This window comes from Paenibacillus sp. HW567, assembly GCF_000374185.1.
GTDB lineage: Bacteria > Bacillota > Bacilli > Paenibacillales > Paenibacillaceae > Paenibacillus_AQ.
In genome coordinates, this window is the sequence record NZ_KB910518.1 from 4411605 (window position 1) to 4437081 (window position 25477).

General features: G+C 51.3%; 17 protein-coding genes. 7 read left to right on the forward strand and 10 right to left on the reverse strand.

The genetic code is table 11. The features are described 5' to 3' along the window. Positions 1-13: 13 nt before the first annotated feature. Entirely contained in the window at positions 14-1033 is a 1020-nt protein-coding gene (locus B212_RS31950) for a glycosyltransferase family 2 protein (protein ID WP_019912697.1), read from the reverse strand. A gap of 151 nt (positions 1034-1184) precedes the next feature. On the opposite strand from B212_RS31950, the gene B212_RS0119510 reads away from it, so the two are divergent. Together B212_RS0119510 and B212_RS0119515 are read left to right on the forward strand one after the other, a co-directional pair. Further along, positions 1185-1493 (forward strand): hypothetical protein, encoded by a 309-nt coding sequence (locus tag B212_RS0119510; protein WP_232231565.1) that lies wholly within the window; start codon positions 1185-1187, stop codon positions 1491-1493. Positions 1494-1516: 23 nt separating this feature from the next. Then, positions 1517-2281, forward strand: a complete 765-nt coding sequence (locus B212_RS0119515; protein ID WP_019912699.1) for a hypothetical protein — start codon at positions 1517-1519, stop codon at positions 2279-2281. 78 nt (positions 2282-2359) lie between these two features. Here B212_RS0119515 and B212_RS34615 read toward each other — a convergent pair whose 3' ends face one another. Then, complete coding sequence (locus tag B212_RS34615; protein WP_019912700.1) at positions 2360-3679, reverse strand: BclA C-terminal domain-containing protein; 1320 nt, start codon at positions 3677-3679, stop codon at positions 2360-2362. Positions 3680-3898: 219 nt separating this feature from the next. Here B212_RS34615 and B212_RS31960 point away from each other — a divergent pair, with 219 nt between their 5' ends. After that, positions 3899-5803 (forward strand): glycosyltransferase, encoded by a 1905-nt coding sequence (locus tag B212_RS31960; RefSeq protein ID WP_051128182.1) that lies wholly within the window; start codon positions 3899-3901, stop codon positions 5801-5803. Positions 5804-5897: 94 nt separating this feature from the next. Here the strand turns inward: B212_RS31960 and B212_RS0119535 are convergent, their stop codons facing one another. From B212_RS0119535 to B212_RS0119570, 7 genes are all read right to left on the reverse strand, one after another. Continuing rightward, on the reverse strand, positions 5898-6776 hold the full coding sequence (locus B212_RS0119535; protein WP_019912702.1) for a carbohydrate ABC transporter permease: 879 nt from the start codon (positions 6774-6776) through the stop codon (positions 5898-5900). 13 nt (positions 6777-6789) lie between these two features. Next, a complete protein-coding gene (locus tag B212_RS0119540) occupies positions 6790-7698 on the reverse strand; it encodes an ABC transporter permease (RefSeq protein WP_019912703.1) in 909 nt (302 codons plus the stop codon). Between the two features lie 87 nt (positions 7699-7785). Beyond that, the gene (locus B212_RS0119545; RefSeq protein WP_019912704.1) at positions 7786-9402 is read right to left on the reverse strand and encodes an extracellular solute-binding protein; all 1617 of its coding nucleotides are present in this window, start codon (positions 9400-9402) and stop codon (positions 7786-7788) included. A 176-nt stretch (positions 9403-9578) separates the two neighbouring features. Continuing rightward, positions 9579-11858, reverse strand: coding sequence for an AraC family transcriptional regulator (locus B212_RS0119550; RefSeq protein ID WP_019912705.1), 2280 nt, complete (start codon positions 11856-11858; stop codon positions 9579-9581). A 103-nt stretch (positions 11859-11961) separates the two neighbouring features. Further along, positions 11962-12756 carry a Nif3-like dinuclear metal center hexameric protein gene (locus tag B212_RS0119555; RefSeq protein ID WP_028530933.1) on the reverse strand — a complete coding sequence of 265 codons (795 nt, stop codon included), beginning with the start codon at positions 12754-12756 and terminating at the stop codon, positions 11962-11964. Positions 12757-12912: 156 nt separating this feature from the next. After that, positions 12913-14964, reverse strand: a complete 2052-nt coding sequence (locus B212_RS0119565; RefSeq protein WP_019912708.1) for an alpha-glucuronidase family glycosyl hydrolase — start codon at positions 14962-14964, stop codon at positions 12913-12915. A gap of 57 nt (positions 14965-15021) precedes the next feature. Beyond that, entirely contained in the window at positions 15022-17232 is a 2211-nt protein-coding gene (locus B212_RS0119570) for a glycoside hydrolase family 52 protein (protein ID WP_028530934.1), read from the reverse strand. A gap of 214 nt (positions 17233-17446) precedes the next feature. Between B212_RS0119570 and B212_RS0119575 the strand changes: the two genes are divergently transcribed. Next, the gene (locus B212_RS0119575; protein ID WP_019912710.1) at positions 17447-18349 is read left to right on the forward strand and encodes an AraC family transcriptional regulator; all 903 of its coding nucleotides are present in this window, start codon (positions 17447-17449) and stop codon (positions 18347-18349) included. On the opposite strand, the gene B212_RS0119580 is transcribed toward B212_RS0119575, so the two are convergent. Beyond that, complete coding sequence (locus B212_RS0119580) at positions 18339-18992, reverse strand: GntR family transcriptional regulator (protein WP_019912712.1); 654 nt, start codon at positions 18990-18992, stop codon at positions 18339-18341. The genes B212_RS0119575 and B212_RS0119580 overlap by 11 nt on opposite strands. A gap of 209 nt (positions 18993-19201) precedes the next feature. On the opposite strand from B212_RS0119580, the gene uxuA reads away from it, so the two are divergent. From uxuA to B212_RS0119595, 3 genes are read left to right on the forward strand one after another with little or no spacing between them, the layout of a single operon-like run. Continuing rightward, a complete protein-coding gene (gene uxuA / locus B212_RS0119585) occupies positions 19202-20278 on the forward strand; it encodes a mannonate dehydratase (RefSeq protein ID WP_019912713.1) in 1077 nt (358 codons plus the stop codon). 1 nt (position 20279) lies between these two features. Beyond that, positions 20280-21896 carry a mannitol dehydrogenase family protein gene (locus B212_RS0119590; protein ID WP_019912714.1) on the forward strand — a complete coding sequence of 539 codons (1617 nt, stop codon included), beginning with the start codon at positions 20280-20282 and terminating at the stop codon, positions 21894-21896. A 43-nt stretch (positions 21897-21939) separates the two neighbouring features. Then, positions 21940-25422 carry a glycoside hydrolase family 2 TIM barrel-domain containing protein gene (locus tag B212_RS0119595; protein ID WP_019912715.1) on the forward strand — a complete coding sequence of 1161 codons (3483 nt, stop codon included), beginning with the start codon at positions 21940-21942 and terminating at the stop codon, positions 25420-25422. Positions 25423-25477 lie beyond the last annotated feature (55 nt).

The window sequence follows — 25477 nt, forward strand, 5'->3', positions numbered from 1 at the left end:
CAGTTCTTACCGGCTAGAGTTCGTTCAGCTTCTCCTTGCACAGCCTGATATACTGCATAGCCTGTACACTGCCCAGTCCATACTCGGTAAGATGATTGAGGTTATCGTCGCCTAGCGTAAGACAATGCTTGAAGGTGGCAAGCGCCTCTTCGAAGTCGCCGTTCCGATATAGAATCACACCTTTATAAAAATGCAAATCCACATAATCGGGATACAGTAAGATGGCTTTGTCTATCGACGCACGGAACTCCTGTTCATTGCCGAGAGCCAGCACGGAGGCATATTTCAACTGATATAACATGGAGGGAGGAATTTGTCCCCTCAGCAGAAATCGGACAATTGACTGATTCACCTGCTTAACAGCCTGGTCATATTCTCCATTGTAATAATATTCGTTCGCCAAATGGTACTCCAACCAGGGATGCTTCTCCTCTGAAGCATACGCCTGCTCCAGCATCCGCAGATTGCGCCCCGCCTTATTTTTCCTTGCGTTATCCATATAACCGTAATGATGAATACTTACCGGCACAATTGGCGGCAAAATCAGCCTTCCGCTTCTCTCCATAATTTCTTCGGCATTAAGCATCTCATGAATGCTGTATATAAATTTGAACCCTGAATGATTACGGAACAGCCGGGTCTGGGCAAGCTGATAGGCTTCAGCCGGATTCGCTTCTTTTCCTGTATAATGGATGGTTCTCACGGAGAGCAGCAGCTCATGGCCGCCGGTTAATTCTTTCAGAAGCCGCGGGTCCTGGTCACACTCCAGTACTTCGTCGGCATCCAGCCACAGAATCCAGTCTCCGGTAGCCAAGGCTACCCCTTGATTGCGGGCCTCTGAGAAGCTTCCGTTCCACGGACAGGATATGACGGAGGTTGTAAACATTCTCGCGACATCGAGCGTCCCGTCAGTAGAGCCTGTATCGACGATGATCATTTCATCCACATAAGGGGCGGCGCTTTCAAGACAACGCTTGAGGCTGGCGGCTTCATTTTTCACAATCATACACAAGGACAGCGAAGCTTTCATCATGATACGGCACCTCTAAGTCAGGAATGAATGTATATGGCTTAATAATATGCATGCAGCCATAATGCTGTGAACACTTTGGGCGCAGGCACATAAGATAAGACATGACGAATGCTAAACTACCCTCAGAAATCAGGTGATCCCAAACGTGTCCATGCCGAGTATTCCAGATATCAAACCGGATATTATTCTGAAGCGTCAGGATGTTATTCATCTGCTGTTGACTTCTATTGCCATGGAGGAGATCAGCTTTTCTCATATTCTCAATGCCGAAGCAGAGAAAATTCAATTCATACTCGGCCAGAGCTGCCCTACTACGGAGGAAGTGCTGCGCATAAACGACAGTGTGGAACGAATTTTGCGGGGGATCGTGGCCAATCAAATTCTGCTGCAATTCAAATTCAGCGATATCCTGAAGCTGGAGCAGTCCAGGACTGACTGTGATGAGGATTGCGAGGAGTAACGCCGATGAGAAGGAGGAAGGTCATGGCCGAACGGAAGAATGCCAATGCTGAGACAGGGCTGAAAATGAGAGCGGATCAGGCATTCTCCTGCATGAGTGAAGCCGTGCTTCAGGCAGAGGAGGCACTTGACGCTCTATTGGCAGCTAAAGCCGATCAGATCTGCTGTTTCATTCTTAATCCTCATTTGGGCGAAACCCGGCCAGCCAGAGAGGATATCGGTGAATTTTTGAATTCAATGCTCTTCTTTATAGATTCCATTGCGGTGATCCGCCGGATGCTGCGGAGAAGGATGTATGATATGGCACGGCTGGAGCAATGGGAGAACGAAACAATGGAGTGGTCGAAGCAGGCTCCCGATTCCCCTTCGCTCAACCGCACGGGTTGTCCCCAGTTTTCTCATTCGGCAGTGAAGCTGATCAATGCCATTGTGAAGTTTATCGAATGGGAAGTTCGGGAAGTGAGCGGATGGGGTTCGGCGCTGCGGGCAGCTCAGCACACTGGTTTAATTTGTGCCTTGCCTGAGCTTCTTGCCGGAGCAGCTTGGGCAAATCACCATCGCCGCAAGGAAGACACCGTCTATAGCGATGGGCTGATGCAGGAATGGTCGTCCCGGCTGAAACGCGCCATTATGCCGTCCCTGATCCAATACGAAGATCAGCGATTCAGGGTGAGAGAAGCACTGTTTCAGTTGGAATGCCTTATTAACGGCTCCGCAAGAGCCGCTGACGAACAGAAGCGCCCAGCTTCTCCCCCTTTCATCCGAAACGGTGTGTTTGGGCGGCATTAGAACTGAAATCAAGTGAAGGCTGTACATTAAGACTCTCATTTAGGGAGTCAGTGTACAGCCTTTCACTTTGAGATCAGATCAGGTTAGCCGAATGATACTAAGGCTGGCGCCCGGTGCCTGCAGGCCGATTGAAACCGTCGAACTGATCTGAAGCTGAATGGTCGCCCCGGCAGTTACGGAGATGATGGTCTGCGCTTGGAGAATGGTAGTAGTCAGAGAAGCTGTGGCCGTGGACGGAACCGCTGTGCCATTAAGCAGAATGCGGGATGAAGTAAGCAGAGAGGCGGTCATATTGATTCTATAATTGATATAGTAATTCCCCGCGTTTGCGATTGTAAAAGTATCATTGCCTGCGTTTACTGTTATGCCTGCCGGTATATTTTGGTTGTCAGGCATTGCTATAAGTCCAGTTCCAAGCAGCACAGCAATGGTGCCTGTAGCATTCTGGGCAAAAGCAAAGTTGCCCGTTACACTTGTGCCAGTCGCCCCGGTACTTCCTGTTGGGCCTTGCAGGCCGGTAGCTCCGGTTGGACCAGTCCCGCCCACGGTACCCGTGGCTCCTGTAGCTCCGGTAGCCCCTGTTGCCCCGGTTGCCCCTCTTACCGCAATCGGGGTATAGTCGGCAGAAACGCCGGGAAGCCCAACCGGTGGCGCGTTATTAACCATATAGGTGCTGCCGTCGTATGAAACAATTTGACCAACAGGGTAAGTGGGAGCAACGGCGACGTTGTAGGTAACGATTCCCGTTAAGCCCACACCGGTAGCCCCTGTAGGTCCCGTTGCACCCGTTGCACCGGTAACCCCGGTAGCTCCCGTGGTTCCGGCTGCACCACTCGTGCCTGTGGCTCCTCTTTCCGCCAACAGCGTGTAGGACGGCGAAGTATTCGGCGTGCCGGTGGGAGGTGTCGATATGACCATGTAGGTGCTGCCGTTATAATATACGACCTGGTTGAGCGGATAGCCGGGAGCAAGCAGCGGATTGAAGGTTACCAGCCCGCCGAGGCCAGCTCCGGCCGCACCTGTAGCACCGGTCGCACCAGTCGGGCCGGCAGGCCCCCCCGCAGGTCCGGTCGGCCCGGTCGGGCCGGTTGGCCCCAGCAATGTAGGACTCTGCAGAGCACTCTCCAATTTGGATTGGAGAAACATTTGATTACGTGTGGCGCTGTCCATTGTGGAGCGGATGCTCTCGTTGACCTCCAGCAATTCACTAATTGTAGGATTCGGCCCTGTAACCCCGGGAATCGTTCCAAGCACATACTGCAGCTTCTCGCCTTCCGCATTTAAAATATGGCTTAAACCGAGTTCTTCCATGGCGATGGAGGAGAGGATCAGGTTGACGGCATCATCACGGCTTATTGTAATCGACGGTGTAATATTGGGTAGATTAGGTTGGGACACAGACATTTACCTCCATTTGTTATAAAGTGATAGTTCTTAAATCATTGTATGCCGTTTCGAGGTGGAAGGTTAGTAAAAGGCCCATCCCCCATATGTTTTTACAATAATAAGGTTACCCCACCCATTTCTTTTGAATAGTGTGTTGAGAGGAGAGCTTGTGACCAGTGCTATACGCCTGTCGAATCCTCACTCTGCCCGGAAAGGAATGGCTATTCATCCGTGAACAAGAGAATATTGATCGCCAGCCCAATTAATCAAAAGCCCGATATTTTACGCTATTTTCTGGAGTCGCTAAACCTGCTGGACAAGACACAATTGCTTGTTGATTTTCTGTTTGTTGATGACAACGAGGAGGAAGAGCCGCGGAAGCTGCTGGAGGACTTTCAGCGCAGTCAGCCTGTCACCTTGTGGCGCAATCCGTCTGAATCGGCCTACCGGCGGGATGAGAACACCCATTATTGGACACACGGGCTGACGGAAAAAGTAGGGAGAATGAAGGACGCCATCATTGAATATGCGTTAAAAGAAAGCTACGAAGCACTATTTCTGGTGGACTCCGACCTGCTGCTTCATCCCAACACGCTGCAGCGGTTGCTGGGTGAGAAGAAAGAGATCATCTCCAATATCTTCTGGACCCGCTGGCAGCCGGGAACGGCTCCACTGCCTCAGGTATGGATGATGGACGAGTATTTATTTTATCAGAAAACAGACCGCGGTCATGATGACGAGGAGGCCACCCGAAAGACCTCACTTTTTCTTGAACAAATGCGTACACCGGGTGTCTATGAGGTTGGCGGGCTAGGTGCATGTACGCTGATCAGCCGAGATGCCATGGAACAAGGTGTCCGTTTTCACCGTCTGCCCAATCTCTCCTTCTGGGGAGAAGACCGGCATTTCAGCATCCGCTCGGCAGCGCTGGGCATCCCGCTTCATGTCGATACCCGATATCCGGCCTACCATATTTACCGCGAAACTGATTTGGAAGGAGCGGCCGCCTTCATGAAATCCGTGCAGGGCAGCCGCGGGGCCAAGCCTATCACGATCAGCTTATGCATGATTGTAAGAGACGAAGAGGAGGCGCTTCCCCAATGCCTGGTCTCTGCGCAGGGTATCGCCGACGAGATAATTATTGTCGATACCGGTTCCACGGACCGGACTAAGGAAGCAGCAGGGGCTTTTACAGACCTTATTTACGATTACGAATGGAATGATGATTTTGCCGCTGCGCGGAATTTCGCATTCAGCAAAGCAACCAAGGATTATATTCTGTGGCTGGACGCGGACGATAAATTCCGGGAGGAGGACCGCCTGGCCTTCATTTCATTAAAGGCAAAGCTGCTCCCGGAGGTTGACAGCGTAATGATGTATTACAACCTGGTTCTGGATGAAAAGGGGCTCCCAACCTCCCGTCTGAAACGAAATCGTCTCGTCAAGCGCACTCAGCAATACCGGTGGATCGGGGCAGTTCATGAATATCTGGAGGTCAGCGGCCATATTGAACAAAGCGAGATTGCCGTCACACATGCGAAAAACAAAGCGCACACCGACCGGAACCTGCGCATCTACAGGTCGCGCGAGAAACAGGGAGAGGCATTCCCGCCGCGCGACCTGTACTACTATGCCAATGAGTTAAGGGACCATGCCAAGCCGGAGGAGGCTGTCATTATGTATGAACGATTTCTGGACACCCGGGCCGGCTGGATTGAAGATCAGATTGCCGCGTGCCGCAATCTCGCGGACTGTTATACCCAATTGCAACAGCGGGACAAAAGCCTGGGGGCCTTATACCGTTCAATGACATTAGACCTTCCAAGAGCAGAGGTCTGCTGCGACTTGGGCGCGATTTTTATGGGAGAGGATCGTTTCCATCAAGCCATTTACTGGTTCGAGGCTGCGGCGGGCCTGGGAGATCCCCCGAAGTCGGGAGCGTTAGTCGATCAAGCTAGCTGGACCTGGCTGCCCTACCTTCAGCTCTGTGTCTGCTATGACCGTTTGGGACAGATTCAAAAAGCCCATGAGTGCAACGAACGCGCACTTGCGTTATGCCCGGATCATCCGAGCATGCTGTTCAACCGGAAGTATTTTCAGGAGCGGCTGAAGGATACGGGCAGACCGGAAGAATAAGGCGCGGTAAACTCGCAGAACGACAAAATGCCAGGTACGCGGGACGTCCATTCATAAGCGTCCCCGTAACCCGGCATAATGAGGGTTTTGCCCTCTACCCCTTCAAAGCCCCTACCATAACACCCTTCACAAAATATTTCTGCAAGAAAGGATACAAGCATAAAATAGGCGCCGTTGTTACAATGATGGCTGCGTACTTCAAGGTTTCTGCGACATCCCGGCTTTGAATCAAGGTTGTCGTTCCAATCATATTCGCATTGTCGTTCTCCAGAATAATGTTTCTGACGACTAATTGAATCGGGAACAGATCCTGATCCCGCAGGAAGATCATCGCATTGAACCAGCTATTCCAATGGCTTACGCCATAGTACAGAATCAGGACCGCTACGACCGGCATGGACAGAGGGATAAATATGCGGAACAGAATCGTAAAGTGGCCCGCCCCATCCAGGAAAGCCGACTCTTCCAGCTCTTTCGGAATGGACGTGAAATAGGTACGCATAATAATCAGGTTAAACGTACTGACGGCGGTTGGCAGAATTAGCGACCATAACGAATCCAGCAACCCATAGGATTTGACGATCAGGAAGAAGGGAACCAGTCCGCCCTGAAAAAACATCGTAAAGACGATAAAGAACATTATCGGCTTCTGCAGCAGCAGGCCTTCCCGTGAGAGAAAATACGCCCCTAGTGAAGTCAGCGTCATATTCAGGGTTAGACCTACGATCAGAATGAAGAAGGTATTCTTGAATCCATTCAATATGACCGGGTTGTTCAAGACCGCTTTGTACCCTTCCAGGGAAAAGCCTTGGGGCCATAACAGAATGCCGTTATGCGCAATCAGCCTGTTCCCCTCACTTAATGAGGAGAACAAGATATAGAGCATCGGATACAACGTCAGAATGATTAGCACTACCATAATCAGATTGTTAACAATATCAAAGATGCGTTCGCTGAGTGAGGTTTTTATCATTATATTCAACTCCTTACCAAAGGCTATTTTTACTCGTCCGCTTACTGAAATAATTGGCCAGGAGCAATATTCCAAAGTTAATGACTGAATTAAACAAGCCAACAGCCGCACTGTAGCCGTAGTTGAACTCCAGAATCCCCTTGCGGTAGACGAAGGTCGATATTACATCGGCTGTCTCGTAAATACTGGCGCTGTAGAGCAGAATAATCTTCTCGAACCCGACATTCATGATGTTGCCAAGAGCCAGAATCAGCATGATCATAATGGTCGGCAATATGCCTGGCAGCGTAATATGGCGGATCTGCTGCAGCTTGCTGGCACCGTCAATTTTGGCCGCTTCATACTGCTGCTGGTCAATCCCCGAGATGGCCGCCAGATAAATGATCGTTCCCCAACCAATTTGCTGCCAGATTTCACTGATAATATAGATGGGCCGGAATGCCTCGGGCTGCTGAAGAAATGAGGTGCGCGTACCGCCAAAAAAAGCCACCAAATCATTAAAGAGACCGTCTGACAGTGTAAAGTAGCGGATAATCCCAGCCACTACAACGAGTGTTATGAAATGGGGCATATACGTGATGGTTTGGGTAAGCCGCCGGAACAAAGGGCTTTTCAGCTCGTTTAACAGCAGAGCTAATATAATCGGCGCCGGAAATCCGAATAACAAATTAAAAAAGCTGAGCAGAATTGTGTTTTTGATCACCCGAAAAAAATAAATGCTTGAGAAAAACTCTTCAAAATGCTTGAGTCCCACCCAGTCGCTTCCAAGTATTCCCTTCGACGGGATGTACTGCTTGAAGGCAATAATCGCCCCGTACATAGGCACATATTGAAACATAACATAGTAGATAATTACAGGAAGAATCATTAGATACAGCCACTTGTTGCGGAGCAGATCTTTCCCGAGCTTTGTTTTGAGCATGAGTGTCTCTCCTCTCCTTTTGTCCCTGTTCAAAAATCAGGAGCCGCCGTTTCTTCCTCTCTAGGACGGCTCCATGCTGCCGCTAGCTTAACGTTTCAGATAACGCTCGTAGGCGGCCTGCTGGATTTCGAGCACTCTTTCGATCCCCAGGTCTTTCATTTGCTGAACATATTTATCGTAGTTATCTGCTGATTCGGTGCCCAGAATGATCTTCAGCTCTGCTTCCTTCACCAGCGCATTGATATCATTCATAATGCTGCTCATCTCATCGGCTTCTTCGGCAGTTGGTGTAATCGGCGGAAGCAGATGGGCTTCATGATTTGTTTTTTTCCACACTCCAAGGGCTTCTGCAGTCTGCGGATATTTGGACGGCAAATTGTTATCCTGCTGAATCATCGGGAAGTTGGTGCCGTGAGAGTACTTCATCATGACTTGGTCGCTGCCCAGCTTTTCCGGGTTGTTGACAACGAGGTCGGTATACACCGGCTTGTCATTTTCCAGCTTGTAGGTGATCCCTTCAATCCCAAAGGTATTCAGCATGCTGCCTTCCTTGGAATAAGCGTAGTCCAGCCAGCGCACCGCAGCTTCAGGATTTTTGGCAGTGGCAGAGATCGCTGCAGAGCTGGTGCCTGCATAGGCGTTGTCGAGCTGGCCGAACTCCGGCAGTGTTCCTTTAGCCGCAGACGGATAAGGCGCTGCAACAAAATTGGCCTTAGGATCAGTCTCCTGCGCGGCCGCATTGTACTTCTCAATGTAGAACTGCCAGCCTATCGTTGCGCCACTGTCGCCGGAGGACATTTTCTTATCTACAGTTGCCGAATCAATAGAAGCGAAATCCTTGTCAATCAGGCCTTCCTTGTACCACTGGCTCATCGTTTTCAAATAGTCTTTATATTTAGGCTCCATGTAGCCGTATACTACCTTGCCGTCGTTGACATAGAAATTGCCCATTACCCCAAAGGCTCCGGCAAATCCGCCGGTCCGTTCCCCCAGGAACATCGTCCGGAAGGTTACAGGCGAGCTGGCATTTTTCTTTTCTTTAAAAGCCTTCAGCACCGTATGCCAGTCATCAATGGTCTCAGGCATATTCAGCTTCAGTTCATCAAGCCAATCCTTGCGGATGATCGGGCCTCCGTATACACGGCCTGCTTCAGAACGGATGAACGGAAAGGCGTAGTACGTGCCATCGTCTGTTTTGATCATTTTGTCGATATCGGGATTATCCTGGAGCGTCTTCTTCAGGTTAGGCGCATACTTGTCAATCAGATCATTGAGCTTCAGAATATATCCCTGCTCTACCGCTCTGTCCGGTCCGCCCGGATATTGGAGCCACGTATTCAAAAAGATATCCGGCAGCTCGCCCGAAGCAAGCAGCAGGCTGAATTTCTGGTCAGTCATCGGGGTTCCGCCGAGATGCTTAATCGTGATTCCTGTCCGTTTTGCATATTCTTCATCAATAGGCAAGGTCTCCGGGGTTCCGCCTAACTGCTCGTTCATGAACGTAAGCTCAACATTTCCCGGCATAGGATAGGTAAATTCCGAGCTGGCCGCATTGGTATTGTTACTGGTATTGGCGTTGGTGCTAGAAGCGCTTTCATTATTGCCGTTGCTTGAGTTGCTGCTGCAGCCGGCAGCGAGCATAGTCAGACCCAGTAGAAGAATGGCGGGCTTATGAATTCCTTTTCTCTGCAACCACTTTTTCAAAATAACGACCTCCAATTTGTTTTTTATGATGATGCTTAAGGCTTGCCCTCACAATGTAATTCATTCTCTCCTCTATAACAATCATCAATAAGAGGAATCCATCGTCAATAAAAGAAAAGAAGGCCAGGCCTGAATTTCCCCGGTCTTCCTTGTCCCAAATTGAAGATTGATATCGGTTATTGAATATTCTTGAATTTCCCAGGTGTCAGCCCCTCATACTTCTTGAATACGCGGATGAACGCATTGCTGCTGGAGAAGCCGGATTTCATGGAGGTTTCTTCAATACTTACACCCTGACCCAGAAGAATTTTGGCTTTGGAAATGCGGGTCTGATTGATAAAATCATACAATCCCTGTCCCCTCTGTTCTTTGAACAGCCGGGACACATATTGCGCATTAATTCCGAATTCTGCACCAATCATGGACACACTCAGATTAAGATCCATATAGTTCTGCTCTATATAAGCTGAGACTTGTTCTCCAATGCCGGGACTTGATAAGAGCGATTTCTTCTCATTAATCCGGCTGCAGGCCGTTTCCAGAATCAGCATAAGCTCTGTGCGGAACCCCGCTCTGGTAGTGCAGGCCAGCAGATGCTTCAAAGGACGCCACTTCTCCCCTTGCTGCTCTTGTCTGGTTGCTGCCGGTGCTGATTTCATTATGGAGCTTGCCAGGTCAATCATCGAATATTTCAGAAGCTCAATGGAAGACTGGCTGCTGAACAGCGATTCCAGAATTTCATCCATCATTTCGGTCGCTTTCGCAAGCTCTCCGGTCTTCACCACGTTCATGAACGCAAGCTCATTATTAATGGAAAAAGAATAATCCTCGTCAATCGGCTCAATATCCTCATACCAGATAGATACATTCTCCTCCAGAAGAAGTCTGTATTCCTGGGCATCGAGAGCCTGCAAATACGCCTGATGCATGCCGGCAAGCCCAAGCTGGCAGCCGCTGCCCGCCATGACCACCTGCAGCCGGTAGCGCTGTTCGATGAATTCCACCGTTTTGGCGAGCGCTTCCTCCAGATCCTCCTTCCAGAATTCCACACGCTCCGGATGGATATTGATGATTGCCGTCAGCATGCCGTCCATATCAGTGAAGCTTAGACAATGAAGCTCGCCGATATTGTCCATAATAATATTGGATACGATGAAATTGGACAGGTCGGCCGAAAGGCTGTTCTCCTCACGGGGCTGGATAAAAAACAGCAGTACCGCAAAGCTGTCAGACTTCCAGTTCAGATGATACAATTTGGAGACGTCTTGAACGGAGCCTCCTTCCTCCGCTTGCCCTTTGAGCATACGGGATAAATAGTAGGCCTGAATTACACGGAGCTGCTTATGCTGCCTGCTGTTCATATCATCGCGTTCCTTGAGCGCGGCCAGCGCATTTTCTCGGATGAAGGAGAATTCGTCCAGGGCCAGTCTGTGCTCCCTTTTCCCGGAAAAAACATTCACCAGCTCACGCACCGGATTATAATTTCTGCGCGCAAAGTAAATTATGACGGCTCCGCCAATGAGGAAGCAGACCAGAAGCCCCAGCAGATTCATATTGCGGAGTTCTCTTGCTTTCTCCCAGAATACTTTTGAAGGAAACACGCTGATATATCTCCAGTCGGAAGTGTCCGAGGTGACGTAAGAAACCATACTTTCTACTCCGTCAATCGTTAAAAAGGAAGTACCAAGCTCACCGGGCTCACCAGCCGTACCGGAAAAGACCGGGGCACTTGTATTCTTGTTGTTCCGAAACAAAATATGATTCTCCTGATCCAGAATATACACTCCACCCTTGTTCACCCAGTCAACATTATCCAGCATTTTTTGTACCGCATTACTGTTCAGCGGGATGAGCAAGGAGCTGCTTGAAGCACTTTGTTCGCTTATTTCCGCAAGGGACTTGATTAACAAAACCGTATCGCCTGACCGTTCAAATCTTATGGCAGAAATGGGCTTTTGTACACCGGCCGGGGCTTTCTTTACAATACTGAGCCAGTCCTGATAGCTGCCGGCAAACATAGCGCGATTGATGGAATAGAAGGTTTCTGTATTCGTGTAGGTCTCATCCGTAAGCACCATATCAAGCTTCCCGGAGTACAAATAGATTCCCTTGATAAATTCATTGGTCGATTTATATTTTCCCAGCTCCTGGCGGATTTTGTAGATTTGAAAGGATTCCTTCTTCTCCGTCAGCGGCGACATATTCAGAAATTTGTTGACATCGCTGTTGATTGACAGTTGCATGGCCAGCTTCTCCGCCTGGTTCACCTCACTGTCGACCATATATTTCACCTGCTTGAGCATGGCTTCGCTGGCCCGCTGAATTTCATACTCCACAATTTGTTTAGTCTGCAGATAAATGATAGCGCTAACAATTAGAGGTATAAGCATAATTACCGCGTATGATACCATCCATTTAAACGCGATGCTCTTGCTGAACACAAACTTCTGCTTCATGGGTTGCCTCCAGTTCATAGAACGCTAAGAAGAAACGGCATTGCCGTCCCAATCGAGACGGCTTCCGTTTCTCCGAAAGTTGAATAATGATTGATAGCGTGATTCACACGATCTGAAATACCGGGCGCTCGGCGACAAAATGCACGGGCAGACCCGGATACTGGAGCGCCAGTTGCTCTGCCAAATACTTCATCCCGGGAGCCTCACTCTCGGCATGACCGAGCATAATCAGTGCCTTGCTCCGGCCTTGATGCACCGCATCCCGCACATACTCCGGAGTTTCCCACTCCGGTCCCTCCCCGGCGATAATGAGATCCAGATTGGCATCCTGGAAGAACGGAATCGCTACTCCTCCGCCTCCCCTGTAGCCCACTAGAATGCCCACCCGAGCACATGGCATGGGCAGCTCTCCTGCAACACGCACATAAGGGATTTGCAGCTTTCTTTTCACGTACCTGGCGATTTCTCCGACCTCCATCACCGGAAGTGTCACGATCGAGCCTTCACTCTGATGCTCAGTAACATAATCCAGCCATTCCAGTTCCCGGAGCAGCCCTTCTATGACCCCATCCGGCTTGAAGCGGTGCAGATAGTCATGGAACCGGTAAATGCCGATGCCCGAAGAAGTGATCAGGCTGTTCTTCTGCATAAATACAGGATCGTTCGCTCTCCAGGGCCACTGCTCCTGATGGCTGAAGTAGATGCCTTCATGCGTGATGATCAGGTTCGCCCCCAGATCAATCGCTTGCTCTACCACATATTGTGAAGCGGAAAATGCAGTCACAATGCCGCTGACCCCGAAGTCTGCCTTTCCCGGCTCCAGCCTATCCACTGTATGGTCGGGAGCTGCTATTCCGGCGGTCAGGCCGTCAATAATCTGTCCGAAGGATATGCCCATAATGCTACTCATTTGCCGTCACCCCGCCCTGGAAAACCCGAAGCCGCTCAAGCCGAATTTTCCTAAATCCAGTCATACTCTCTGTTTTCATGAAGGCAGGAATTTTCTCTTCGTTCAAGAGAGCTTGTTGTCCTTGACTCATGCCTAGTCACCTCTTCAGTAAATTGTCCGCTCCTGTTTATCTTGAATACCGCTCTTACGATAGAAATAAGTATTGATCTTGTCTCTCCATTCCTTGGCATGCTCTGCCTGCTCCTTAAGCCGCTCCTCTACCTGGGTATAAAGAGCTTCTTCCAGTTTCCCGTTGAGACGGGTCCACAAGGTTAGCAGCTCAGCCGCACGCTCCGCACCTTCGAAATGAGTATCGTAAATGTGCTGAATAACGGTTGACCCGGAATGAAGCACATGGGTATACGGAACATGATGGAAGAACAGCAGAAGCTCATCGGGACAATCCGCAAGAGACTCGTAACGTTCGACGTTCTTACCTATATATTGGGCGCTGTAGCCCGTTCCGGTGCGTACAGTCCGGTCTACGCCAATTCCCAGGTTGTCGGCAAAATGGTAGGTTCCCCAAGGCGAATACTCGTAACCATCGACATTCGGCCCGTAGTGATGATCAGGATTAACCATCCAGCCTACACCCAGCGGCGCTGTGTAGGACTCATAGATGCTCCAGGAATCTAGCAATATCCGGGTAACTGTGTCCAGCACCGCGGGATCGCCGCCAAAGGTAAGGCGGACCCATTCCTCCGCGATTGCCTCAGAGGAAAGCTCCGGATTCCAGGCCAGCCGTCCATAGCCGTAGAGATTGGCCTGGGCCAGCAAGTGCCCCGTCCAGTTCAAGTCATCCCCGACATTGGAGACGGCAGCCATGCCGCTGTGCAGGTTCCCCCAGAGCGAGCCGTCCACTACATGCTTAACGGGGACATGCTCTCCTTGGGCATACGTATTGAATTCCATAACCTCCTTCCACTGCGGCACAAGGTAACAGACATGGCGCTGCTGTCCGGTATATTCCTGGGCAATCTGAAATTCGATCAGATGATTCGTCTGCTGAAGCGCCCCGAAGAGCGGCGATACAGGCTCTCTGACCTGGAAGTCCATCGGGCCGTTCTTGATCTGCAGAATCACATTGTCCTTAAATCTGCCGTCCAGCGGCTTGAAATGATCGTAGGCCGCTCTGGCCCGGTCGGTCTTGCGGTCACGCCAATCCTGCTTACAGTTGTAGACGAAGCAGCGCCAGATCACAAGTCCGTCGAACTGCTCAAGCGCTTCGGCCAGCATATTGGCGCCATCCGCATGATCGCGTCCATAAGTGAACGGCCCCGGACGGTTCTCCGAATCGGCTTTGACCACAAACCCGCCAAAATCGGGAATCGCTTCATAGATTTCAGCGGCTTTGCCGCGCCACCATTCACGCACTTCAGGAGCCAGCGGATCAGCCGTATCCAGTTCTCCGGTCTGAAGCGGGCTGGCAAAGTTGATGCTGAGGAACAGCCGGATACCGTAAACTCTGAAAATATCGGCGATTCTTGAAACATAGGGCAGATAGGCTGGTGAAATGAACAATGTTTCCTGCTCATGCACATTTACGTTGTTGATCGCAATGGCATTGATGCCGACCGAAGACATCAGTACCGCATAATCACGGATGCGCTCCAGGTTGTCCACAAACCGGTTGTTGTTATAAAAGAAGGATTTGCCCGCGTATCCCCGCTCAACGCTTCCGTCAAAGTTATCCCAATGGTTGATCATGCGGAGCTTGTTAACCGGATTTACTGCCTCGTCAAGCGCTTCGATGCCTGAAGCTGTGCCGATCAGACGAAGCAGATGGAATACACCGTACAGCACCCCTGCGGGAGAAGCCGCCCCTATAGCAATGCAATGATGTGCTGCACTCGTGCGTATGGCATAACCTTCCGGTCCTACAGAACGGACCGTCTGTTCATCAAATACCTGATCAACAAGCGTATTCCCGCCTTGGAAGGTCCCTATGGCAACACAGGGTCCAGCCGCTCCAGCGCTGCCGGCCACCACCTCGATGCCCAGCATAGATGCAACACCGCGTCTGAATTCCTGCGCCGCCGCCTGAATAGTGTCATTCTCTTCGGCAACGTATAGCGTTTTGCACCATTGCAGGTCCCCGGCTCTTTGCGCAGCCGGCTGCAAGGGATAGCTTAGCCATGCCTCATAACCGCTTTTCATGCTGTAATCTCCTCCATCTTTCACAATAATTGATTATGCCTCAGCCTTGAGGGTGTCTTATCTCAGCAGTGACCGGTTGCCGGTCCCTTCGTACAGCCATAAGATTGCAGTTACTCCCCGCGGATAATATTTGCTGCCGCCGATCAGACCGGACAGGATTTGATCGCTCCAGCACCAGTAAGACAGCTCGGGATGCAGCAGCCAGCTTACATGGGCCGCATCGGCAGCCGCTCCGGCTTCATCCCAAGGTAGCTGCAGGACTTCCCTGGCGATGAATTGCGATAAGTAAATTTTGCTCAGCCATGAGTTGTTGCTGGTGGAGGACAGCTTCCAGCCGCCGTCATCGAACAGGCATTTTCCCGGAACCAGAGCCGTTGTCAAATGGGTGCGGAGTGCCTGGAGATAATTCGCAAACCGCCCTCCTGCATCCAGCGCAGCTTCACAGCCTGTGAACAACGGGAAGATCAGCCCTTCTATAGCCGGAATAATACAGGATTGATTCCCCTCGTTGATAATGGCCGGAATATAGCCCTCACTGTTCATATGAGCTGTAATGGAATTGGCGCATTTCTCAGCCTGCAGCCCGGCGGCGGCAGCTTGTTCTGCATACCCTTCCTGCTTGAAGAATTTCTCCAGCGCCACATAAGCCGCCCAGCACTTGCCGGCCATATAAATATTGTTGCGGGATTGGCCAAGCGACGCGTCCAGACTGTCATAAGTACTAATTTCTGCCCCGCCCTGGGTACGTGTACTGTCAAGACCCATAAGACCATTGCGCTTGCCGGAATCGGGATGATCACGGTTCAGCATACTTTCAAAACAAGCCAGAAGGGTTGGCAGCATACGCTCCACGAAATCGCGGTCTTGGGTCTGTTCAATATACACCAATGCGGTACACAGCCAGTTCACCAATTCCTCATGGCTCATGTAGGAGAAGCAGTCATCCAGTCCGGCCTTCTCGTAAGCGGAGTATTGCGGACGCGAGAAGTGATTGGCAACGCCGACATCATGGGTAAAGGTGATTCCTCCCGGATGCTCCTCCGTTTCCCCAGGGAAAACAACCGTATCCTCGTAGCTGTAACGGTTAACGAACAATTCCAGTTCATTGCGCACCGTCCACGGGTTCATCGCCAGCTCGAAGAATAGCTGATCCACGGTCAAATCCAGGGTATTCATCATCCGGTATTCACCCTCGTTGACGATCCAGAGATCCTTCCCATCGGCATCGAGATACTGCGTGCTGCCGTAGTAGCTGTGAATCGCATGGGCGAGCATAAAGGACTGATCCTCCGACAGCTTAGCCGATTCAATCCAGTGGCTTGCGGATACGCAGGACTCGATAAGCTTATCTATATTGGTCAAGGCGTAGTCCGCTACGGCATCAATATTATTAAAGAATCGGGTGTATGCGTAGGACGCATCAATTCCCGTCGTTACCAGACCGCCGCGGTAGAAGCAGACCGCAAAACGGTAGGTGCGCTGCTCGCCTGGAGGGACATCCATCAGGATAGCTCCGGTTCCGCCTAGTCCAAAGGCCAGATTATGCTCCAGCTTCTCTTCAAGGATTTTCTCCATCGTGAACCCGAGGGCCGTTTGAACCTCCTCATTCTTACAGGCGATAGAGGTCAGTCTTCCTTGACCAATACCGTTAAACCTCCCTTCGCTTGTATCGCCAAGTCTGCGCATGGAGCTGTATGGATCTCCGCCTTCATATCCGAAAAAGCCTTTTCTTGAACGCACACCCTTACGGTTATCCAATGTCAGTTCGGCAAAAACAGCGGGAATGATCGCGGACTTCAGCTCCTCCGCATTTGCCTTCGCCGGATCTGGCACAGAGCGGACAGGTGAATAAATACGGAACGTCAAATCTCCCGCTTGCCAGGTATCCGTCGCCGCTTCTAATGTTCTCGTAATTTGTGTTTCATCAAACGCTTTCAGAACAACCGGGGAGGCTTGATACCACCCGCTCGGCTTGTCGCGGTCTGTTCCATTCGGCGAGGCCGGGAACACCTGCTCCATTTCATTGCCGGTCTCCTCCAGCTTCTCGATATCATATCGGTTGCTGGCATCCGCCACCGCTTCGAAAAACGGCAATGCTTCATATTCGTCCCCGTTTATGGACTGAAACCCAATGTATACATTCTGATCCGCCGGTTTACCCAGCTCCAGCCCCAGACCGCCATTCTTTCCCTTAAATCCTAAAGTGAAGCTGGCAAAAGCGCCTATCGGGGAGTGCTGCACATTATAAAACAAATTTTTATTTGTCATAATAACTCCTTTCACAAACACATTGTGATTTGCATTCCAGTAGCTCAACACCATCCTAGCATGCCTTAGTCAGCGAAGCCCATTTCCAAATCCAGCAGAAATTTACCCAAATCAGGCTGAAGCCTGATATACTGCAAGGTGAGACGGCTTCTCCGCCCTACGGAAAGAGAGATCCCTGTTTCTCCAGCCTGTACAACACTTGGGAGGTCAGAGTATGGTTTCTTCTTTTATCACGCCTGCGGCCACGCAGAGCATCAGTGAAACGATCATCCCCGATATCAAAACAACGCTTAATCTGTTCGGCATGCATATCCGCAAAGTGAGCGGAGAATGGGATTACCCCACTCATGCCCACCCGCAATACGAATTCAACTACCTGCTTGAAGGCGAGCAACTGATCACCGTGAATCACCGCCAGTATTTGCAGCGGGCCGGAGACCTGGTGCTGCTGCGCCCCGGTGAATTTCATTCCAGCACAAGTGTCCGCAACAAGCCTTTTACCTACTTCTGCATTCATTTTGACATTGACGATAAAATCATGAACTCCTTGTTAAGCCGTCTGGATCATGTGCTGTTTGAGTCCGGCAGTGCAATCACTCAGCAACTCGGGCCTGTTCTTGGCAAGCTGGTGGAGATCACTACCAAGATTACGGAGGATATGAGCATGCTGCTGCGCATGCGCTTGCAATCCGCAGTGTTCGATCTGTTGGGACAGCTCTGGGAAGCCTTCTCTCTAGAGGAGAATTTCCCGTCGTCCACCTATGAGAAGGTAGAACTGGCGCACCTGATCCACAACCGGCTGCAAGGGCTGGTGTACCAGCGCTTCAAACCGGACAGCCCGAGCGACAGACGTGATGGTGTGGATGATATCGCATCCGATCTGGGAATCAGCGTATCCCACTGCAACAGAGTGTTCCGGCAGGTGTACGGCATGTCGCCCAGGGTTTTTCTGTCCGAGCAGATGCTTCATGAGGCCAAGCTCCTTCTCGATGATTTACGCTTGTCCATCAGCCATATTTCCAGCATTCTGGGATACCGGGATATCGCCCATTTCAGCCGCCAGTTTAAACGCTGGTACGGGCAATCTCCGCGCGAATACCGTAATATCACTGTTTGATGTACTGCGCGAACGGCTCCTGAAAATCAGTCAAATTAATATCTGAGCGCAAGTGGTGGTGCAGCAGCTCCTCTATTTTGTCTTTTTGTCCCTGAACGATATAATTCAGCAGGCTCTGATGCTCTTGGTGGATTTCCTTCAGCTTGTCCTGTCTGAGCATGTGCAGCTTGCGGTAGCGGATATAATGCACGTTGAACTGCTGAATTAGCCCCCAGAGAAATTCCCGGCCCGCGAGAACGAACAAGGTTTTATGGAATTCATCGTCCAGCTTGAGGAAGCTTTCCGTGTTCTCCGGCTCATCTATGCAGTGCAACTGGCGGAGAAGAAGCTCATTCAGCTCATGGAGGTCCTTAAGCGGGATGCCGCGCGTCAGCTCCTTCATGATTTCTTTTTCCAGCGTATAGCGCAGGTATATGATTTGCTCCACCGACTCCAGGTCAATATAGGAAACGACATTCCCTTTTTTGGGATAGATATGAATGTAATCCTCCAGTGAGAGCTGCTTGAGGATATCGCGAATTGGCGTACGGGACAACTGAAAACGCTCGGAGAGCGCAGTTTCGCTGATAATGGTCCCCGGCTTGAGCTGTAGGGATAGAATTTCATCCTTTAGCTGGTTCATAATTTCTTTTTTGAAAGCCATAGACGCTTCCCACTTTCTGTGCTTTTTTTCACGCGGATTTGCATTGACAAAGGTAACCCCGTATCTTATGATCAAGCTGAAATTAATCTTGTATACAAGATTTCAAATTATTGATTACCTTTGGGTGTACAAACCTGTCTTCACTACCTTTATTGTAATCCAGAGATGTATATTTTGTATACATGATCTATCCAGAGGAGGAACAGACGATGAATATGACGTGGAGATGGTATGGCGAAGGAAACGATAATATTACCCTTGACCATATCCGGCAAATTCCGGGCGTAATGGGGATCGTATGGTCGCTGCATCATAAGGTGGCGGGCGAAGTGTGGGAAATGGAAGAGATTCAGAAGGTCGCGGACCAGATTACGGGCAAGGGCTTCAGCACCGCTGTTGTGGAAAGCGTTAACGTTCATGACGATATCAAAATCGGACTGCCTTCCCGCGATAAGTATATCGACATCTACATCGACACGATCCGCAAGCTGGCCAAAGTCGGCGTCAAGGTCATCTGCTACAACTTTATGCCTGTCTTCGACTGGACCCGCACAGAGCTGTACAAGGAGCTGCCGGACGGATCGAACGCCCTCTTTTATGAAAAGGCTGCCATTACCAACAACCCGCGCGACATGGTCGACCGGATTCTGAAGGGTGCCGGAGAATTCACGATGCCGGGCTGGGAGCCGGAGCGGCTGGCCAAGCTGGATGAGCTGTTCGCAGCCTACGCCGATGTAACGGAAGAGAAGCTGTTCGCGAACCTGAAATACTTTCTGGAGCGCATCATTCCGGTGTGTGAAGAAGTCGATATCAAAATGGCAATCCACCCTGACGATCCGGCCTGGCCGATCTTTGGTCTTCCGCGTATTATCCGCAGCCGCGATACGATCCGCCGTTTCCTGGACATGGTCGACAGCCCCTACAACGGACTGACCTTCTGTACGGGTTCGCTCGGCACTAATCCTGATAACGACCTGCCGGCGATGATCCGCGAGTTCCATGACCGTATTCATTTTGCCCACATCCGCAATGTAAAAGTATTCGAGAACGGCGATTTCATCGAGGTTTCGCACCGCGGCCGGGATGGAAGTGTAGATGTGCCTGAGGTGGTCAAGGCCTACCATGAGAATGGATTTACCGGCTATGTGCGCCCGGATCACGGAAGACATTTATGGGGTGAAGAGAAGAATTGCCGTCCGGGCTACGGACTGTACGACAGAGCGATGGGCATCATGTATCTTCTGGGCGTCTGGGACAGCCTGGAGAATGCCAAAGGGGTGAACTAAAATGCTGCACTTGAGCAGAAGCAGTATTGCCGACAGATCAGCTTGGGAGATTGCGGGCGTAGAGCTGCCCAAGTTCGATTTTGAGGCGGTGGCGGAGAACACACGGCTGAATCCGGAGTGGATTCATTTCGGCGCGGGGAATATCTTCAGAGGATTTGTAGCGAACGCCCACCAGAAGCTGCTCGACAGCGGCAAAGCGAATACCGGTATTATCGCAGCGGAAACGTTTGATTTCGAGATGATCGACAAGGCATACAAGCCTTACGATAACTTAACCCTGCTTGTGCTGATGAATGCGCGCGGCGAATTTATCAAGAAAGTGATCAGCAGCATTACAGAGGGAATAACCGCAGATCAGAACCGCGAGGCAGACTACACTCGTCTGACTGAAGTATTCGAGAATCCCAGCCTGCAGATGGCCAGCTTTACCATTACTGAAAAAGGCTACTCCCTGACAGGGCCAAACGGCAAGTATCTTGGTATCGTCGAGAAGGATATTGAGAACGGACCGGAGCGGCCTGTTCATGCGATGAGCATCGTCGCTTCGCTGGCCTACCGCCGTTACCTGAAAGGCCAATACCCAATGACCTTTGTCAGCATGGACAACTGCTCGCATAATGGCGACAAGCTGAAGAACGGCATCCTTACCATCGCCAGAGAATGGGCTGGAAAAGGCTTAGCCGAAGATGGATTTGTAGCCTATCTTGAAAATGAGGGCAAGATCACCTTCCCGCTGACCATGATCGACAAAATTACACCGCGCCCGTCCGAAACGGTGCAGGCGGCGCTGCTGGAACAAGGGATTGGCGGGATGGATGTTATCGTCACCTCCAAAAACACCTATACCGCTCCATTCGTAAATGCGGAAATCAGCGAATATCTGGTTATTGAGGACAAATTCACGAACGGCCGCCCGGCGCTTGAGGAGGCTGGCATCATCTTCACTGACCGCGACACGGTCAATAAGGTGGAGACGATGAAGGTCACCACCTGCCTTAATCCGCTGCATACGGCGCTGGCAGTTTCGGGTTGTCTGCTCGGCTACACTCTGATTGCCGATGAGATGAAGGACGGGCTGCTGCGCAAATTCGTAGAGATTATCGGCTATACGGAAGGCCTGCCGGTTGTGGTCAATCCCGGCATCCTGAGTCCGAAGCAATTTCTGGATGAGGTGCTGCAGGAACGGTTCGCCAACCCGTTCATCCCCGACACACCGCAGCGGATCGCCACGGATACCTCGCAGAAGGTCGGCATCCGTTTCGGTGAAACGATCAAATCGTATGTCCGCCGGGACGATCTCGATCCGGCGCAGCTCATTGCGATTCCGCTTGCCATCGCCGTCTGGTGCCGTTACCTGCTCGGGGTGGACGATGAAGGCAGATCCTTCTCCCCCAGTCCTGACCCGTTGCTGGAATCGCTGCAAGCCCGCCTTGCGGGAGTCTCCTTGGGGAGCGACAGGAATAAGGCCGCAGCGGTGCAATCCATTTTGAGTGATGAAGCCATATTCGGCATTGATTTATATGTCATTGGACTGGGCGGCAAGATTGAAGATATGTTCGCCGAAATGCTCGCCGGGCCGAACGCCGTACGGTCCACCCTGAATAAGTACGTCCGCTGAGAACATTTCAGCCTATACTCCGGAACAGAAAGGAAGCTTATCCATGAGCACCAAAAGAAAGTTCAACGGCGACTGGCAGTTCAGCAAGCAGCCGCTTCATACCGAGTTGGCGAAGGCAGCGGCCAGTAACGATTGGATGCCGGTTACCCTGCCCCATGATTGGCTGATTTACGATACTCATAATCTCTATCAGAATGGTGAAGGCTGGTATCGTAAAACCCTCACGCTAGATGAAATCCCGTCTCAAAGCCGCCTGTCGCTCCGCTTCGAGGGAGTCTATATGAACTCCACGCTGTACGTTAACGGACATGCAGCCGGCACCTGGAAATATGGATATTCCACCTTTGAATTTGACATTACTCCGTACCTGACGGCAGGTGACAATATCATCTATGTGCGCGTTATTCATGAGTCGCCCAATTCCCGCTGGTATTCGGGGGCAGGAATCTATCGCCCGGTATGGCTGATCACCTCTGCGCTCACCCATATCGCCCCGGATGGCATTTACATCGCCCCCCGGAACACTGCCGGTGACGCCTGGTCGGTGAATGTAGAGACGGAGCTGAGGCTCGGACAAGATACTGAAGCCTCCAGGCTGAAGCTGCGCCACAGCATTCTGGATGCTGACGGAACGGTAATCACGCATGCGGAATCCGCTACTCCGCTGAAGGACAGCGACTTGACCGCACAAGACTGCACTTCTCTGGCGGTTGAACGGCCATTGCTCTGGGATATCAGCCACCCCCATCTCTACAAGCTGAAGACCGAGCTTCTGGCCGGGGATGAGGTGATTGACGAGGAGCTGCGGACCTTCGGGTTCCGTACCTTTGAGCTGGACAGTCAGAAGGGTTTCTTCCTGAACGGCCGGCATGTCAAGCTGAACGGAGTCTGCCAGCATCATGATTTGGGCTGCCTGGGAGCTGCCGTCAACAAGGCAGCACTGCGCAGACAATTCGTCCTGCTGCAGGAGATGGGGGTAAATGCGATACGCACCGCCCATAACATGCCTGCGGTAGAACTGATGGAGCTGGCGGATGAAATGGGCGTGCTGATTGTCTCGGAAGCCTTTGATATGTGGGAGCGCCACAAGACTGCCTATGATTACGCCCGTTTCTTTCCCGAGTGGTGGAAGCAGGATGTTGCCAGTTGGGTGAGACGGGACCGCAACCACCCCAGCCTGCTGATGTGGAGCATCGGCAATGAAATTTATGATACTCACGCAGATGCCAGGGGCCAGGAGGTCACCAGGGAGCTTCAGGAGGAGGTCTTGGTCCACGATCCCCGGGGCAACGCCTTCGTGACGATTGGCTCCAACTACATGCCTTGGGACAATGCGCAGAAATGCGCTGACATTGTTAAGGTCGCCGGCTACAACTATGCAGAGAAATACTATGAGCTACACCATCAGGAGCATCCCGACTGGTTCATCTACGGCAGCGAAACCTGCTCTACGGTGCAGAGCAGAGGCATCTATCATTTCCCGCTGGCCCAGTCAGTACTGGCAGACGATGATGAGCAGTGCTCGGCGCTGGGTAACAGCTCCACAAGCTGGGGAGCAAAAAGCACAGAGCGCTGCATTATCTCAGACCGGGATGCGGCCTTTTCCCTTGGACAGTTTCTATGGACCGGCTTCGATTATATAGGCGAGCCGACGCCTTATTTCACCAAAAATTCTTACTTCGGACAATTGGATACGGCAGGGTTCCCCAAGGACTCCTATTACATTTATCAAGCCGAATGGACGGATTACCGGACTCATCCCATGATTCACATCTTTCCTTACTGGGACTTCTCAGAGGGGCAGTTAATTGATGTGCGTGTCTGCTCCAATGCGCCGCGGATTGAATTGTTCTTGAATGAGGTATCCCAAGGCAGCTTCGACATTGATCATGTCCACGGCCAGAAACTGCTTGGAGAATGGCAAATTCCTTACTCGCACGGCAGCCTTCGTGCCGTTGCCTACGATGAACAAGGTAATGTGATTGCGGCGGACCGTATCTCCTCTTTTGGAGATGCTTCATCTCTAGTACTCACGCCCGACAAGCAGGAATTTATCGCGGACGGCTCCGACTTGATCTTCGTAACCATCACCACGGCTGATCAGAAGGGACACCGGGTCGAGAACGCCAATAACCGGGTTCATCTGACGGTAGAGGGACCAGGGCGTCTGGTTGGCCTCGATAACGGGGACAGTACCGATTACGATCCATACAAAGGAACAAGCCGGCGGCTGTTCAGCGGCAAGCTGCTGGCTGTGATTGCAAGCACCCATGAGGCTGGCCCGATCACCCTGCGCTGCTCCTCACCAGATCTCGCTGAAGGAAAACTTATTCTGGAGGCCGTCCCTCACCAATCGGGCAGCTCCGCAGAAGATGAGCTGATTCTGTATGCCGATTCTCCTCTGGAAGCGAAACCTGCATATGGAGAAACTACGCCTAACCCGGATGAACTGGAAATCCCTGTACGCAAGCTGGAAATCATCTGCCCGGAAGGCAATCATCTAACGCCGGATCACCCTTCCCTTCCAGTCCGCGTCAAGCTCCACCCGGGCAATGCCACCTATCAGGATGTACAGTGGCGGGTAACCAATGCGGCGGGGATTGATGCCAATACAGCTTCCATTGAGGTGAAGGGCCATGAGGCCGTGATTACGGGATTGGGGGATGGAGATGTCTATATCCGATGCGGTATTGCTAACGGAGCGGATGGGATTCGTCTATATTCCCAGATGGAGTTCAGGCTCAGCGGTCTCGGTCAGTCCTGTCTGAATCCTTATGAATTCGTCTCTGCCGGCTATCATGGCAGCGCCAGCCGGAACCTGACGAACGGCAATGAACGGGGAGTCGCTACGGCCCGGGAGGGCGAGAGCCTGATCAGCTTTGAACGTCTGGATTTCGGCGACTATGGAGCGGATGAGATCATTCTGCCTATTTTCTCGCTGGATAATGAAGAGTTTCCAATTGAAATATGGGAAGGTATTCCCGGAGACACGGGCGCTGAGCTGCTATCCATTGTCACCTACCAGAAACCGTCGCAATGGAATGTGTATCAGGAAGAAACCTACAAGCTGCCGAGACGCCTGACAGGAGTCACTTCCTTATCCTTCGTCCTGCGGCGGAAGATTCACTTGAAGGGTCTTCAGTTTGTTTATAAGTACAAAGCTTATGAACGCCTGGGCGCTCTGGAGAACAGCCGGATTTACGGCGATTCGTTCTCTCTTGCGGAGACGGCCATCGAAGGCATCGGCAACAATGTTTCGCTTGTTTTTGAAGGGATGGACTTCGGCGGACAAGAAAGCTCACGGCTGGTCATCTGCGGACGTTCTCCACTCGCGAACAACACACTTACCCTCTTGTTCAGCGGACCGCAAGGCGAATCCAAGCAGCTAGTGGAGTTTGCAGGCTCCGACAGCTACACGGAACGGGAGTTTATTCTCGCGCCCATCAGCGGCATGCAGCAGGTAACCTTCTTATTCCTGCCCGGCAGCCAGTTTGACTTCAAGTGGTTCCAATTCTATCACGCCTAAAAATAACAGAGGAACATTCAAACACAGTTCGTTCATGAGCTGCGGTTTGGATGTT

Excerpts from the sequence above, each read along its gene's own strand:
- B212_RS0119535 (WP_019912702.1), bottom strand. The coding sequence starts at position 6,776 with ATGATAAAAACCTCACTCAGCGAACGCATCTTTGATATTGTTAACAAT.
- B212_RS0119515 (WP_019912699.1), top strand. The coding sequence starts at position 1,517 with ATGGCCGAACGGAAGAATGCCAATGCTGAGACAGGGCTGAAAATGAGA.
- B212_RS0119510 (WP_232231565.1), top strand. The coding sequence starts at position 1,185 with ATGCCGAGTATTCCAGATATCAAACCGGATATTATTCTGAAGCGTCAG.
- B212_RS0119595 (WP_019912715.1), top strand. The coding sequence starts at position 21,940 with ATGAGCACCAAAAGAAAGTTCAACGGCGACTGGCAGTTCAGCAAGCAG.
- B212_RS0119555 (WP_028530933.1), bottom strand. The coding sequence starts at position 12,756 with ATGGGCATATCCTTCGGACAGATTATTGACGGCCTGACCGCCGGAATA.
- B212_RS0119550 (WP_019912705.1), bottom strand. The coding sequence starts at position 11,858 with ATGAAGCAGAAGTTTGTGTTCAGCAAGAGCATCGCGTTTAAATGGATG.
- B212_RS31950 (WP_019912697.1), bottom strand. The coding sequence starts at position 1,033 with ATGATGAAAGCTTCGCTGTCCTTGTGTATGATTGTGAAAAATGAAGCC.
- B212_RS0119580 (WP_019912712.1), bottom strand. The coding sequence starts at position 18,992 with ATGGCTTTCAAAAAAGAAATTATGAACCAGCTAAAGGATGAAATTCTA.
- B212_RS0119575 (WP_019912710.1), top strand. The coding sequence starts at position 17,447 with ATGGTTTCTTCTTTTATCACGCCTGCGGCCACGCAGAGCATCAGTGAA.
- B212_RS0119565 (WP_019912708.1), bottom strand. The coding sequence starts at position 14,964 with ATGAAAAGCGGTTATGAGGCATGGCTAAGCTATCCCTTGCAGCCGGCT.
- B212_RS0119570 (WP_028530934.1), bottom strand. The coding sequence starts at position 17,232 with ATGACAAATAAAAATTTGTTTTATAATGTGCAGCACTCCCCGATAGGC.
- uxuA (WP_019912713.1), top strand. The coding sequence starts at position 19,202 with ATGAATATGACGTGGAGATGGTATGGCGAAGGAAACGATAATATTACC.
- B212_RS0119590 (WP_019912714.1), top strand. The coding sequence starts at position 20,280 with ATGCTGCACTTGAGCAGAAGCAGTATTGCCGACAGATCAGCTTGGGAG.
- B212_RS0119540 (WP_019912703.1), bottom strand. The coding sequence starts at position 7,698 with ATGCTCAAAACAAAGCTCGGGAAAGATCTGCTCCGCAACAAGTGGCTG.